We start from the raw sequence: 13,689 nt of genomic DNA, 5'->3' as shown, positions 1-13,689 counted from the left end.
CGAATTACTTACGCAGTTCGACGCGACGGTTCTGGGCCCAGGACTGCTCGTCGTTGCCGGTAGCAACTGGACGCTCTTCGCCGTAGGAAACCAGTTCCAGCTGAGCTGGGGAAACACCTTGCAGTACCAGGTAGCGCTGAACGGCTTTCGCACGACGCTCGCCCAGTGCCATGTTGTACTCACGAGTACCACGTTCGTCGGTGTTGCCTTCCAGAACAACGCGAGCGCCGTTTGCTTTCAGGTCTTTGGCATGAACGTCCAGAGCGCGCATGGCTTCTGGCTTCAGGTCCGAGCTGTCGTATTCGAAGTAGAAGGTGGTGATTGCGCGCAGAGCAGCTTCTTCGCTCAGGGAACCGTCAACGGCACCAGTGTTTGCGCCGTAACCAGCGTTTGGATCAACAGCGCCTTCACCGGCGTTGTCGCCGCCTTTGGACGAGCAACCTACAGCTACAGCCATGGCCAGAGCCAGCGCAGCAAATTTACCAAACTTCAGCATTTCCATCGTGAAACTCCTAATGAACCCCAGTGTGTTAAGTAAAACGTGTAGCGCCCGCTCACTTCAGGTAAGGGGACCAGGACGGTTCTCTGACTTCGCCTTGAGCGGTAGGAAGCGGGAGCCTCACGCGCCCATTAATGGACACGAGCATCAAGACTCCCCGGCCCTGTTGGCGGGTGGCGTAGATTACCATGGTGCCGTTGGGCGCAACAGTAGGTGACTCGTCCAGAGTGCTATCAGTGAGGATCTTTACACTACCCCGCTGCAGATCCTGAGCTGCCACCTTGAAATTGGTGAAGCCATCCTGACGATGGATCATCACCAAAGTCTTTTCATCAGCCGAAAGTTTCGGGTTGGCGTTGTAGTTGCCCACGAACGTCACACGCTCGGCACCACCGCCACCGACGCTGGTTTTATAGATTTGCGGCTTGCCGCCACGGTCCGAGGTGAAATAGATGGTCGAGCCATCCTTGCCCCAGAACGGTTCGGTATTGATGCCCTGGCCATTGGTTACGCGGCTGATCTGACGCGAACCGAGGTTCATTACGTAGATGTCCGGGTTACCGTCTTTCGACAGCACGAACGCCAGGCGATTGCCGTCCGGCGACCAGGCTGGCGCGCCGTTGAGGCCTTCGAAGTTGGTGATCTGCTCACGGCGACCGGTGTCGATGTTCTGCATGAAGATACGCGGACGCTTCTGCTCGAACGACACGTAGGCGATACGCTTGCCGTCTGGTGCAAAACGCGGCGACAGGATCGGCTCGCGCGATTGCAGCAGAGTCACTGCGCGGGCACCGTCATAGTCGGAGCGTTGCAGGGTGTAACGGGTGTTCTTCTCGGAAAAACGCTCGGCCGTCACGTACAGCAGGCGCGTCGAGAAGGCACCTTCAATGCCGGTCAGCTTCTGGAACGACTGATCGGAGATGAAGTGCGCCATGTCACGGATCTGGTCGGTCGTACCGGAAACACTGCCGTCCGCCACTTTCTGCTCGGTGGCGACGTTGAACAGTGCCCACTGCACCTGCAGGCGACCGCCCGCTGGAGCGATGCTGCCGACCATCATGTACTGAGCACCCACCGCCTTCCAGTCACGGAAGATGATTTCGCTCGGCTGGCTTGGCTGGCTGATCATGTTGGCTTTCGGAATCGGCGAGTAATAGCCCGAGTTGCGCAAATCGTTGCCAATGATTTCAGCCATGTCATCCGGCAGCACGGCGCCGCCCTGCATGCCGAACGGTACGACGGCGATCGGAGTAGCCCGATCGCTGCCGCTGGTGACCAGAATGTTCTTTTCATCTGCCGCCGCGATCCCTGCCATGCAGCAGATCACGACCAGCATTCCTCGAAGAAGGTTTCTCACAAGGCTAGATCCTCAGGTGTGAATGTCATCTTGAATGAACGATACGGAGCGAAATCGCTCGGCTTCATTCCCTGCATTTCTGTCAAACGTCCAATATTCTTCACTGCCGCGACTGCCGAAGCATCGAACGGACCGTCACCGCTGGACTTGGCCACGCTGACCGAAGTCACCGTGCCGTCCGGCAACATGCCGATTTGCAGCACGACCGTCATGCCTTTGCGCGCCGAAGGAGGACGAGCCCAGCCTTCTGCTGCGCGAGCGCGAATCAGGTCATCGAAACTGCCGGCAACCTCGTCACCCTGCTCATCGGCCAGGGCCTGCTGACGCTGCGGCGTGTCGGAAAGCAGATCTGCCAGGGCCTGGGCCTTTTTGTCTTCGGCAGATTTACGTGCCGCTTCCTGCGCTTTCTTCTTCGCAGCATCGGCAGCAGCTTTCTTCTTCGCGTCTTCGGCGACTTTCTTCTTCGCCTCTTCAGCTTCAGCTTTCTTCTTGGCGTCTTCGGCGGCTTTCTTCTTCGCGTCTTCGACGATCTTCTTCTTGGCTTCTTCGGCAGCGGCTTTCTTCGCCTCTTCCTCAGCAGCCTTCTTCGCTTCGTCTTCGGCCTTCTTCTTGGCTATATCAGCCAATTGTTTCTCTTCGGCCTTTTTCGCTTCGGCTTTCTTCGCGTCGTCGGCTTTCTTGGCTTCATCAGCCTTTTTCGCTTCGTCCGCTTTCTTCGCCTCGTCGGCCTTCTTGGCTTCCTCGGCCTTTTGAGCCGCTTCCTCTTTCTTTTGTTCCGCCGCCTTCACCGCTTCCTGCTCGATCTTTTTCTGTTCCATCTGTTCGACTTCGGTCTGGCGCGCGGCGGATTTCTTCGCCTCACCCGCAATCTTCTGATTGGTCTGGGTGGTCGCCTGACTTTTCGATTTCAGCTGGTACAGAGTCGCCTGGACGATCGGCTTGGCCGGCGGCAGTTCGGGCGTGAAGGCAAAACTGACGAACAGCATGCCGAACACCAGCACGTGCAGGACAATCGCCAGAACACTAGGCCAGAAGTAGCTTTCCGAGGCGGACGGCTCTCGCTGTTGCTGCATCAGGGGGCCTCGGTAATCAGACCAACGTTACCGACCCCGGCTTTCTGCAACCCGCCCATGGCACCCATGACGGCGCCGTAGTCGACAGTCTTGTCACCACGAATGAATACCTGGGTGCGTTTGCCGCCCTCGGTGCCGGCGCGGATGATCTTGGTCACCGCGTCAGTCATCTGTGGCAGGGTCATGGCCCTGTCCTGTTGCTTCTCGGTGTCGACTTCGCTGCCAAGGTTCCAGTAGTAGGTCTTGTCAGCCTTGATCGAAATGGTCAGGACCTGGGTGTTGTTGTCCTGCGGCAAGGCTTCGCTGGAAACCTTGGGCAGATCAACTTTCACGCCCTGATTGAGCATCGGCGCGGTCACCATGAAGATGACCAGCAGCACCAACATCACGTCGATGTAGGGCACTACGTTCATCTCGGCGACCGGCTTGCGCTTTTTGCGAGCTCGAGCGATTAAAGCCATCGGGAAATACCTGCTTATTCTTCGCTGGTGTGCACTTTGCGGTGCAGGATCGCCTGGAATTCATCGGCGAAGGTGTAGTAGCGGCCCAGCAAGGTTTCGCTGCGAGCAGCAAAACGGTTATAAGCGATGACCGCCGGGATCGCAGCGAACAGGCCGATCGCGGTGGCGATCAGGGCTTCGGCGATACCCGGAGCAACGGTGGCGAGGGTCGCTTGCTGAGCGCTGGCCAGACCGCGGAAGGAGTTCATGATCCCCCACACGGTACCGAACAGACCGATGTACGGGCTGACCGAACCAACAGTGGCGAGGAACGGCAGGCTCTGCTCGAGTTTCTCTTCTTCGCGCGAGATGGCCACGCGCATCGCACGAGCGACACCTTCCATCACGGCTTCAGGATCGACACCTGGCTGCTGACGCAGACGGGAGAACTCCTTGAAACCGGCACGGAAGATCTGCTCCACGCCCGAATCCGGATCAGGGTTGCTGCCAGCCTGACGGTACAGTTTGGACAGGTCGATACCGGACCAGAAGCGCTCTTCGAAGCTCTCCAGGGCGCGTCGACCGGCACGCAGCAAATTGCTGCGCTGAAAGATCATGATCCATGAGGTCACCGATGCGGCCACCAGGGTCAACATTACCAACTGCACCACGATGCTGGCATTGCTGACCAGGCTCCACATGGAGGAATGGTCGACGACGTTAGCTTCCACGCTTTATCTCCTGCTTTGAGTGTGTACCCGGGCCGACCGCGTCGGCGAAGGCCGCACGCAGGTCTTCGGGAAGGGCCCGGGGTTTCAAACTGTCGGTGCGCACGCAGGCCACCAAAAACTGCCCTTCGCAGAGCAGCACATTATCCGTGGCCCGCCTGACCTGCTGCTTGAAGCGCAGGCTGGCACGGTTCAATTCGATTACATCAGCGCTTACCAGCAGTTCGTCATCCAGTCGCGCCGGCGCGTGGTAGCGCGCTTCGCTGGAATGCACGACGAACAACAGGTCCTCTCCGGCAAGCACAGATTGGGCAAAGCCCAGTTCCCGTAGCCGCTCGGTTCGAGCCCGTTCCATAAACTTGAGGTAATTAACGTAATACACGATGCCGCCCGCATCGGTGTCCTCGTAATAAACGCGACAACGATGTGCGAACGGCTCAAGCCCGTTTTGCGCGCGCATACTCTAGTGCTTACTCCTCAGGTTGCCAATCCGGCCAGACAACTGTTTTTCGTGGTTTCAAAGCTTTAACGCAAAAGTACTGTCGTCTGACAGTACAAACCCTGAATAAATCACCAGCAAATGTGTATCAATCGTCGACGGCGTCGAGAAACTCGTCTGCCACGGGCATCTCGCCCATGCGTGACGGAACATTCAAACCAAAGTGCAGGTAGGCATGCCGCGTCACCACCCTGCCCCGTGGCGTGCGCATGATATAGCCCTGCTGGATCAGATACGGCTCGAGCACGTCTTCAATGGTGTGGCGCTCTTCACTGATCGCCGCCGCCAGACTGTCGATACCGACCGGGCCGCCATCGAACTTCTCGATCATGGTCAGCAGCAGTCGCCGGTCCTGGTGATCGAAACCGTGTTCATCGACGTCCAGCAGGTTCAGCGCCAAATCCGCCACCGCTTTGGTGATGTGGCCCTTGGCGCGTACTTCAGCGAAATCGCGTACCCGACGCAGCAGACGGTTGGCAATTCGCGGCGTGCCACGGGCGCGACGAGCGATCTCGAACGAACCTTCCGGATCCAGCGGCAGACCGAGAATCGCCGCCGAACGACTGACGATGGTTGCCAGATCCGCCGTGCTGTAGAACTCCAGGCGCTGGACGATACCGAAGCGGTCTCGCAAGGGGTTGGTCAGCATGCCGGCGCGGGTGGTGGCGCCGACCAGAGTGAACGGCGGCAGATCGAGTTTGATCGAACGCGCCGCCGGCCCCTCGCCAATCATGATGTCGAGCTGGAAATCTTCCATCGCCGGGTACAGCACTTCTTCAACGATCGGCGACAGACGATGGATTTCGTCGATGAACAACACGTCGTGCGGCTCAAGATTGGTCAGCAACGCGGCCAGATCACCCGGACGCTCCAGCACTGGCCCGGAGGTGCTCTTGATCGACACACCCATTTCCTGGGCGATGATGTTGGCCAGCGTAGTCTTGCCTAGCCCCGGAGGGCCGAAGATCAGGGTGTGATCGAGGGATTCACTGCGGCCACGGGCAGCCTGGATGAACAGCTCCATCTGCTCGCGCACGGTCGGCTGGCCAATGTAGTCGGCCAGACTGACCGGGCGGATGGCCCGATCCTGGACTTCTTCGCGCTCGCGCGGGCTGTGCGCGGCGGCGATCAGACGATCAGCTTCAATCACTTAAATCATTCCCTTCAGAGCGCGGCGGATCAGGTCTTCGCTGCTCAGGTTCTTGTCTTTGATCGCGGAAATCGCCTTGCTCGCTTCCTGCGGCTTGTAGCCCAGCGAGATCAACGCGCTGACCGCATCGGTCTCGGCGCTGTTGACCGGCGCCGGGCCGTCCGGCTGATTCGGCACCAGCGCGAACATCGCCGGCGAGGTTTCCCAAGCCTTGAAGCGGTCTTTCAATTCCACCAGCAGACGCTCGGCGGTCTTCTTGCCAACCCCCGGGACCTTGGTCAACGCCGAAGTGTCCTGAGATTGCACGCAGCGCACCAACTCATCGACTTCCAGACTCGACATCAACGCCAGCGCCAGTTTCGGCCCGACGCCGTTGAGACGGATCAGCTCGCGAAAGAAGTCTCGCTCACGCTTGCCGGCAAAACCATAGAGCAATTGCGCATCTTCGCGTACGACCAAATGGGTGTGCAGGGTCAGCGGTTCACCGACCGACGGCAACCGATAAAGCGTGGTCATCGGCACTTCCACCTCATAGCCGAGGCCATTGACATCGAGAATCAGGTGCGGCGGCTGTTTCTCAGCCAGGGTGCCGCGCAAGCGTCCAATCACGTTTTGAATCCTTGAGCGCTGGCCAGCCGTGGGCTGGCGACGATTGAAGGTGGCTTGCGCGCCGGCAACACAGGCACCGCAAAGCCACTTTCAGGAAAATTGATGCTGATGCTATCAGAGACGCAGGCGCCCGCCACGACTGCGTGCGGTTCCCAGCCCGTGCGGCAGCAGGCTGGAGCGCGTGTGCGCATGGCAAATGGCAATCGCGAGGGCGTCGGAGGCGTCGATCTGCGGCTTGCTGGTCAACTTGAGCATGTGCATGACCATCATCTGCACCTGCTCCTTATTGGCCGCACCAGTCCCGACGACGGCCTGTTTGACTTGCGTGGCGGTGTACTCGGCGATCTCCAGACACTCTTCGGCGCCGGCGACAATCGCAGCGCCCCGTGCCTGTCCGAGCTTCAGCGCCGAGTCGGCGTTTTTCGCCATGAACACTTTTTCAATACCCATGGTCACCGGGCCGTAGGTCTTGATGATTTCGCGCACGCCGCGATAGACGATTTGCAGACGCTCATGCAGCTCGCCGGAGCCGGTGCGAATGCAGCCCGAGGCCACATAGATGCAGCCACCCCGCCCGGTATCGCGAACGATCCCGTAACCGGTGATGCGCGAACCGGGGTCGATACCAAGGATTAGAGTCATAAAGCCTGCAGATTCATAAAAACGATTTACCTGACAGCCAATAGCAAATGTGGGAGCGAGCCTGCTCGCGAAGGCGGTATGTCAGCAGATACAGGTGCTGAATGACACACCGCTTTCGCGAGCAGGCTCGCTCCCACAGGGAAGACTAGTCGCTTATCAGCCAAGCTGAGCGGCGACGTCTTCCGGGATATCCGCGTTGGAGTAGACGTTCTGCACGTCATCCAGATCCTCAAGCATATCGATCAGCTTGAGCACCTTCTCCGCACCTTCCAGATCCAGCTCGGCACTGGTGGTCGGCTGCATGACGATTTCCGCGTCGTCACCCTTGAACCCGGCCGCTTCCAGCGCGTTACGCACCGCATAGAAGCTGGTGAACGAGGTGAACACGTCGATCGAACCATCTTCGTGGGTGACCACGTCATCAGCGTCGGCTTCAAGCGCCGCTTCGGTCAGTGCGTCTTCATCGACGCCCGGGGCGAAGCTGATCTGGCCCTTGCGCTCGAACAGATACGCCACCGAACCGTCGGTGCCGAGGTTGCCGCCACACTTGCTGAACGCGTGACGCACCGCTGCGGCGGTACGGTTGCGGTTGTCAGTCATGCACTCGACCATCACCGCCACACCGCCCGGGCCGTAGCCTTCATAGGTCAGCTCTTCAACGTTGTCCGCTTCAGTGGCGCCGGCACCGCGCGCGACGGCACGGTCAATGATGTCGCGACTCATGTTGGCGCTCAACGCCTTGTCCAGAGCCAGACGCAGACGCGGGTTGGAACCCGGATCACCGCCACCCTGACGGGCCGCAACGGTCAGTTCACGGATCCACTTGGTGAAGATCTTGCCCCTCTTGGCATCCTGACGTTCTTTGCGGTGCTTGATGTTTGCCCACTTGGAATGACCTGCCATAACTTGCTCCGAATGCTCTTTGAAACCTTGCCCGCCCCGCCAAGGCAGCGGCCGGCAATTGAAAAATTCGACCTGAGAAAGAAAAAAGGCGCATCCGAAGATGCGCCTTCAGGCCCGTCTTACTCAGCCTTTGGCGTTTCGCGCAGGCGAATGTGCAGCTCGCGCAGTGCCTTGGCATCCACTACGCCCGGAGCCTGCGTCATCACGTCGGCAGCACTCTGGGTTTTCGGGAAGGCGATCACTTCACGGATCGACTGGGCGCCGGTCATCAGCATCACCAGACGGTCCAGACCGAAGGCCAGACCACCGTGCGGCGGTGCACCGTACTTCAGCGCGTCGAGCAGGAAGCCGAACTTCTCTTCCTGTTCCGCTTCGTTGATGCCCAGCAGGCGGAATACCGCTTGCTGCATTTCCTTGCGGTGGATACGGATCGAACCGCCGCCCAGCTCGGTGCCGTTCAAGACCATGTCGTACGCACGGGACAGTGCGCCGGCCGGGTTGGCTTCGAGCTCCTGCGGGGTGCACTTCGGTGCAGTGAACGGGTGGTGCAACGCCGAGAAGCTGCCGTCGTCGTTCTCTTCGAACATCGGGAAGTCGACGACCCACATTGGTGCCCACTCGCAGGTCAGCAGCTTGAGGTCGTGACCGAGCTTGATGCGCAGCGCGCCCAGGGCTTCGCTGACGATCTTGGCCTTGTCGGCACCGAAGAACACGATGTCGCCATCGACTGCGCCAACGCGATCGAGGATCACGTTGAGCTTGTCTTCCGGGATGTTCTTCACGATCGGCGATTGCAGACCTTCAACACCGGCGGCACGCTCGTTGACCTTGATGTACGCCAGGCCCTTGGCACCGTAGATGCCGACGAACTTGGTGTAGTCGTCGATCTGCTTGCGCGGCATGCTCGCCCCGCCTGGAACACGCAGTGCGGCGATGCGGCACTTCGGATCGTTGGCCGGGCCGCTGAACACCTTGAATTCAACTTCCTTGAGCTGGTCGGCAACGTCGACCAGTTCCAGCGGAATACGCAGGTCCGGCTTGTCCGAACCGTAGCGGCGCATGGCTTCTTCGAAGGTCATGTGCGGGAATTCGCCGAATTCCAGGTTCAGCACTTCCTTGAACAGGTTGCGGATCATCTGCTCGGTCAGGCCCATGATCTCTTTTTCATCGAGGAAGCTGGTCTCGATGTCGATCTGGGTGAATTCCGGCTGGCGGTCGGCACGCAGGTCTTCGTCACGGAAGCACTTGGCGATCTGGTAGTAACGGTCGAAGCCGGCCACCATCAGCAGTTGCTTGAACAGCTGCGGCGATTGCGGCAGGGCGAAGAACGAACCGGCGTGGGTACGGCTCGGCACCAGATAGTCACGCGCGCCTTCCGGAGTGGCCCGGGTCAGGATCGGCGTTTCGACGTCGAGGAAGCCGTTCTCGTCGAGGAAGCGACGGATGCTGGTGGTCATGCGCGAACGCAGACGCAGCTTCTCGGCCATTTCCGGACGACGCAGATCGAGGAAGCGATAGCGCAGGCGGGTTTCTTCGCCGACGTCGGAGAACTCGTTGAGCGGGAACGGCGGGGTTTCCGACTCGTTCAGCACTTCCAGTTCATAACCGAGCACTTCGATCATGCCCGAGGCCATGTTGGCGTTGGTCGCGCCGGCCGGACGCAGACGCACCTTGCCGGTGATCTTCACGACGTATTCGCTGCGCACGCGATCGGCGGCGGCGAAGCTCTCGGCGCGATCCGGGTCGAACACCACCTGGGCCAGACCATCACGATCACGGATGTCGAGGAAAATCACCCCGCCGTGGTCGCGGCGACGGTGAACCCATCCGCAAAGGGTAATTTCCTGGCCTTCCAGGCTTTCGTTCAGTTGGCCGCAATAGTGGCTGCGCATCATGGTGTGGTTCGCTTCTCGTAATTCGAAATTCGGTGGAGATCCCGCCGCCATCAAGCAAGGCGGAAACTCACGCGTGTCGTTCGTTCAGGGTTGGAACCCTAGTCAGCTTTGTCGCCACCGGCCAGATTCTTCTTGGCTCCGGTCTTGAAGTCGGTCTCGTACCAACCGTTGCCGCTGAGGCGAAAACCCGGCATGGACAGCTGCTTCTTCAGTTCGGGCGCCTGGCAGGCAGGGCAATCGACCAACGGTGCGTCGCTGATCTTCTGAATGGCTTCCAACTGATGACCACAGGAAGCACATTGGTAATCGTACATTGGCATGGAGGTGTCTCGGCGATCAGATTGCTGCCGCGCGCAGGGCTTTGCGGCGAAAGCGCGGGATTATATCGATTAAATGCAGGCTGTGCAGCCGTAACGCTGCACAGCCTGCAACCTCGTTGCAACCGCCGTTTCAGCGCGAAACGGCGGGTGCGAGATCTTTGATCCCGTTCATGACACAAACCACCCGTACCAGCGCACTGAAATTCTTCACCCCGCCGTAACGCAGATGCACCTCGCGATCGACGTGGGATAACAGTGTGCTGACCGAACAATGATTGTCCTCGGCCATGCCGCCGAGAATATTCCAGTAGACCTGCTCCAGGCGCAGGCAGGTCGCAAAACCGTTGAGGCGAATCGATCGCGACAACGGCCGGATCAGATTCATGTCGAACTCGCTGACAAACGGGTCGACTTTAATTACGTGCCGCGAAGCCGACATCCTGTCGCTTCGCCTGTCTCCTTCTACCATAGCGTTGACACTCCTTTGCCATGACTGCTGATTTATAAGGCAACATCCTGCGCCTTCATAAAAACCCAGTGACAAAGTTAGCGCCATACGACTTGTTGACCAGCCTCGTAGGATAAGCCAACGACAACGGTAAGAGTCTGGAGAGCATGCGGACGACCTCACGCCGTCCGCAGCGTCTGGATCATTCCTCGAGCAGTGCGCGCAGCATCCACGCAGTTTTCTCGTGCACTTGCATGCGCTGGGTCAGCAGGTCAGCAGTCGGCTCATCGCTGACCTTGTCCAGCAGCGGGAAAATGCCGCGCGCGGTACGGGTCACCGCTTCCTGGCCTTCGACCAATTGCTTGATCATGTCTTCGGCGCTCGGTACACCGACTTCTTCTTTAATAGAAGAAAGACGCGCGTAGGTCGCGTAGGCACCCGGCGCCGGGAAGCCCAACGCACGGATACGCTCGGCGATCGAATCGACGGCCAGCGCCAGCTCGTTGTACTGCTCTTCGAACATCAGGTGCAGCGTGCGGAACATCGGGCCGGTGACGTTCCAGTGAAAGTTATGGGTTTTCAGATACAGCACGTAGGTGTCCGACAGCAGTCGCGACAGCCCTTCGACGATGGATTTGCGGTCTTCTTCACTGATACCGATATCAATTGCCATGCTTACCCCCTAACAGTGATTGAATTCATCCAGCAGGTTCAGCCCCACTTTAGCAAGGCAAGCGCCCGCTCGCAGCTATCAATCCGTGATCTGACTGCGACAAATCGACCGTTTCTCTGCCGCTGGCCGGGCTGATTTGAGTAGCCGCAGGCTTTGCTGTTAAATAGGCAGTGTGTCGCCATGCCCTATTTTCCGGGGCGTTGCGCATAGGCTGATGCCGTGTACGTGTCCACCGCCTCTTATTTTGTCCTGAAGCGAACCGTGCGCCTTCAGCTCTTCCTTGTGAGCCGTCATAACGTGAGCCAATCAAAATGTTGAAAATCGTCCACCTGCTAATGGGCGCAGCAGCCTTGCTGCTGTCGTTCATACCCAGCCTGAAAGCCGAAGCCGTTCCTTACCTGCAACAGCCCGATGCACTTTACCTGGCCTTTTTCGGCCTGCTGAACCTGGTCATCGCTCCAGTGATTCCCTACTGGAACAAAGGCCCGCGCCAGCATCTGCAAAATCTGGTCAGCGCCCTTCTGGTACTGACTGTCGTCCTGCAGACTTTGACCCTGATCGCGCCGATGCCGGTCATCGCTGGCCAGCCGGCGGTGTTGTTCAGCCTGGTGATCGCCCTGGTTGCCGTGCTGCTGCATTTGGCTGTCAGCTTCTACAAATCGTCACCGGCCGCTGCGCCGACTACCTATGACATGAGCAATCGCGATACCGGCACCGTGAAGTGGTTCAACACTTCCAAGGGTTTCGGGTTTATCTCCCGGGATTCCGGCGATGATATTTTCGTGCACTTTCGCGCCATTCGTGGCGAAGGCCACCGTGTTCTGGTCGAAGGCCAGCGCGTCGAGTTCTCGGTGATGAACCGCGACAAGGGCCTGCAAGCCGAGGACGTGATCGCCGCTCTGCCGCGTCGCTGATCCAAAGCAAAAAAAACCGCGAACAGCCTGGCTGTTCGCGGTTTTTTTATGCCTGGCGAATGGCTCAATAATGCGGCGGCGGTGCGTCTTCTTCGAAAGCACCGAACTGCCCGACCATTTCTTCGTGACGCTTGATCAGCGCCTCCATCTGCAATTGCAGGCGCTCGATGACTCTCTGCTGGGCCACCAGCACATCGTTCAAAGCCTGAATGGTGTCATCCTGAAAGGCCAGACGGCTTTCCAGATCGGTAACGCGTTCTTCAAGGCTCATGACTCAGCCCTCCACAAAGGTGAATTCTTCGGTCAGCACCAGACGCAAGCGCTCGCGAATGGCTGCTACCTGTTCCGCGCTGTACGGCTTGGCCGGGTGCCTGCCCCAGACCGGCGCCGGCCAAGCGGCGTCGTCGCGTTTACGCACAATGACATGCATGTGCAACTGACTGACAACGTTACCCAGGGTTGCCACGTTCAGCTTGTCAGCATCGAAGGAATCCTTGAGCAATTCGGCAAGGGTGGTGGTTTCCCGCCATAGCTGTTGCTGATCGGCGACATCCAACTGAAACAACTCGCTTATATCCTCGCGACGAGGTACCAGGATGAACCAAGGGTAATTGCTGTCGTTGGACAGCAACAGCCGGCACAACGGAAAGTCGCCGATGACCAGGGCGTCCTGTTGAAGTCGTGAATCCAAAGCAAACACTGTGAGCACTCCCGCTGATCCTATGACTCAGCTTAGCGGCGGCGCCGTGAAAGCAGCGCGCCAAGCGACAGAACGGCAGCATACCTGCGAATGCAGCGGGCTTCACGCTTCCCTCCGACAGTAATTCAGTAAGCGCGCCGACATAAGACATTTATCTCGCCGACGCACCAATACAGCCCCGGACATGAGCCTTGACGTGAAGATCCGCATGAAAACCCCTGATCTGTCGACCCTCGAATCGGGCGGCGCCAGTTTTACTCGGGCCCGATTGTGATTTTTTTGCACCAAAACTGCACAACACGTCTACGCTCAGTGGGTCGGGCATCCGCCAAATACTCAATGCGGGGTGAACCGGTAACGTTTTTGGTTGTCCTGCGCGGCTTTGGTGCGTTGCAACACCATTGGGGGATCGTCGTCAAGCCCGTAACAAAACAGCCCCGAGACCCCGTTTTCACAAGGTTTTCACATCTGAGAGCTGCACACAGAAAAATAACCGCAGCGTTTTTGCGGTTTGTGCACGCTTGTTGCATTCGTAAAGGTATGGACTATAAGCGCACCACTGGAAGTGGTCGCCTGAAGCCAATAAAAACAGTGGCAGGGTTGCCCGATGGAGATTCAAGTGTTTTGCCAGGGACTCTTTTTTAGCGATGCAAAAAGGCCCGGAAACAGCGATAAAGTTGTCAGCCCGGTTGCATCGGTACTGTGGATTTGCGACATCCAGCGCTCCTTCTGCGACAACGCCGTAAAGAAGCTGAAAGGTTGATTTCGCAAGTATCGCCAACAATGTCGGCGTGATATAAGTTTGCGCCGACACAAAAAGAAAGAGCCGCCCAGATAAT

General features: G+C 58.6%; 18 protein-coding genes. 1 reads left to right on the top strand and 17 read right to left on the bottom strand.

Annotated elements, in window-relative coordinates; all coding sequences use genetic code 11:
* Positions 1-4: 4 nt before the first annotated feature.
* The 14 genes from pal to D8U71_RS01005 form a co-directional block, all read right to left on the bottom strand.
* On the bottom strand, positions 5-502 hold the full coding sequence (pal, locus tag D8U71_RS01070) for a peptidoglycan-associated lipoprotein Pal (protein ID WP_003178634.1): 498 nt from the start codon (positions 500-502) through the stop codon (positions 5-7).
* 52 nt (positions 503-554) lie between these two features.
* Positions 555-1,835, bottom strand: a complete 1,281-nt coding sequence (gene tolB, locus D8U71_RS01065) for a Tol-Pal system beta propeller repeat protein TolB (protein ID WP_016773506.1) — start codon at positions 1,833-1,835, stop codon at positions 555-557.
* Between the two features lie 17 nt (positions 1,836-1,852).
* A complete protein-coding gene (gene tolA, locus D8U71_RS01060) occupies positions 1,853-2,929 on the bottom strand; it encodes a cell envelope integrity protein TolA (RefSeq protein ID WP_016773505.1) in 1,077 nt (358 codons plus the stop codon).
* Positions 2,929-3,381, bottom strand: a complete 453-nt coding sequence (gene tolR, locus D8U71_RS01055) for a protein TolR (RefSeq protein WP_160767866.1) — start codon at positions 3,379-3,381, stop codon at positions 2,929-2,931. Before tolR ends, tolA begins: the two co-directional genes overlap by 1 nt.
* A 23-nt stretch (positions 3,382-3,404) precedes the next feature.
* Positions 3,405-4,100, bottom strand: a complete 696-nt coding sequence (gene tolQ / locus D8U71_RS01050; RefSeq protein ID WP_008080223.1) for a protein TolQ — start codon at positions 4,098-4,100, stop codon at positions 3,405-3,407.
* The gene (gene ybgC / locus D8U71_RS01045) at positions 4,090-4,557 is read right to left on the bottom strand and encodes a tol-pal system-associated acyl-CoA thioesterase (protein WP_041479792.1); all 468 of its coding nucleotides are present in this window, start codon (positions 4,555-4,557) and stop codon (positions 4,090-4,092) included. The genes tolQ and ybgC overlap by 11 nt, the downstream gene beginning before the upstream one ends.
* Before the next feature lie 127 nt (positions 4,558-4,684).
* Entirely contained in the window at positions 4,685-5,746 is a 1,062-nt protein-coding gene (gene ruvB / locus D8U71_RS01040; RefSeq protein WP_024014087.1) for a Holliday junction branch migration DNA helicase RuvB, read from the bottom strand.
* Positions 5,747-6,355 carry a Holliday junction branch migration protein RuvA gene (gene ruvA / locus D8U71_RS01035; RefSeq protein WP_024014088.1) on the bottom strand — a complete coding sequence of 203 codons (609 nt, stop codon included), beginning with the start codon at positions 6,353-6,355 and terminating at the stop codon, positions 5,747-5,749.
* A gap of 114 nt (positions 6,356-6,469) precedes the next feature.
* Positions 6,470-6,997 (bottom strand): crossover junction endodeoxyribonuclease RuvC, encoded by a 528-nt coding sequence (ruvC, locus tag D8U71_RS01030; protein ID WP_016773501.1) that lies wholly within the window; start codon positions 6,995-6,997, stop codon positions 6,470-6,472.
* 156 nt (positions 6,998-7,153) lie between these two features.
* The gene (locus D8U71_RS01025; RefSeq protein WP_034153419.1) at positions 7,154-7,900 is read right to left on the bottom strand and encodes a YebC/PmpR family DNA-binding transcriptional regulator; all 747 of its coding nucleotides are present in this window, start codon (positions 7,898-7,900) and stop codon (positions 7,154-7,156) included.
* A 119-nt stretch (positions 7,901-8,019) separates the two neighbouring features.
* Positions 8,020-9,795, bottom strand: coding sequence for an aspartate--tRNA ligase (aspS, locus tag D8U71_RS01020; RefSeq protein WP_039758189.1), 1,776 nt, complete (start codon positions 9,793-9,795; stop codon positions 8,020-8,022).
* 98 nt (positions 9,796-9,893) lie between these two features.
* Positions 9,894-10,115 (bottom strand): zinc ribbon domain-containing protein, encoded by a 222-nt coding sequence (locus tag D8U71_RS01015; protein ID WP_016773499.1) that lies wholly within the window; start codon positions 10,113-10,115, stop codon positions 9,894-9,896.
* A 130-nt stretch (positions 10,116-10,245) separates the two neighbouring features.
* On the bottom strand, positions 10,246-10,584 hold the full coding sequence (locus D8U71_RS01010; protein WP_038861040.1) for a ribbon-helix-helix domain-containing protein: 339 nt from the start codon (positions 10,582-10,584) through the stop codon (positions 10,246-10,248).
* A 181-nt stretch (positions 10,585-10,765) separates the two neighbouring features.
* On the bottom strand, positions 10,766-11,236 hold the full coding sequence (locus D8U71_RS01005; RefSeq protein ID WP_016773497.1) for a Dps family protein: 471 nt from the start codon (positions 11,234-11,236) through the stop codon (positions 10,766-10,768).
* 311 nt (positions 11,237-11,547) lie between these two features.
* On the opposite strand from D8U71_RS01005, the gene D8U71_RS28730 reads away from it, so the two are divergent.
* Positions 11,548-12,150: a cold-shock protein gene (locus D8U71_RS28730; protein ID WP_016773496.1), complete on the top strand. Its 603-nt coding sequence runs from the start codon at positions 11,548-11,550 to the stop codon at positions 12,148-12,150.
* A gap of 64 nt (positions 12,151-12,214) precedes the next feature.
* On the opposite strand, the gene D8U71_RS00995 is transcribed toward D8U71_RS28730, so the two are convergent.
* The 3 genes from D8U71_RS00995 to D8U71_RS28280 form a co-directional block, all read right to left on the bottom strand.
* Positions 12,215-12,421, bottom strand: a complete 207-nt coding sequence (locus tag D8U71_RS00995) for a SlyX family protein (RefSeq protein ID WP_016773495.1) — start codon at positions 12,419-12,421, stop codon at positions 12,215-12,217.
* Between the two features lie 3 nt (positions 12,422-12,424).
* Complete coding sequence (locus D8U71_RS00990; RefSeq protein ID WP_016773494.1) at positions 12,425-12,850, bottom strand: HIT domain-containing protein; 426 nt, start codon at positions 12,848-12,850, stop codon at positions 12,425-12,427.
* Positions 12,851-13,301: 451 nt separating this feature from the next.
* The coding region (locus tag D8U71_RS28280; RefSeq protein ID WP_177434873.1) for a hypothetical protein at positions 13,302-13,689 on the bottom strand (388 nt) is incomplete at its 5' end.

This window comes from Pseudomonas sp. Sample_21 (assembly GCF_004307525.1).
GTDB classification, from domain to species: Bacteria; Pseudomonadota; Gammaproteobacteria; order Pseudomonadales; family Pseudomonadaceae; genus Aquipseudomonas; species Aquipseudomonas atacamensis.
This window is presented reverse-complemented; position numbering and strand designations above follow the sequence as displayed.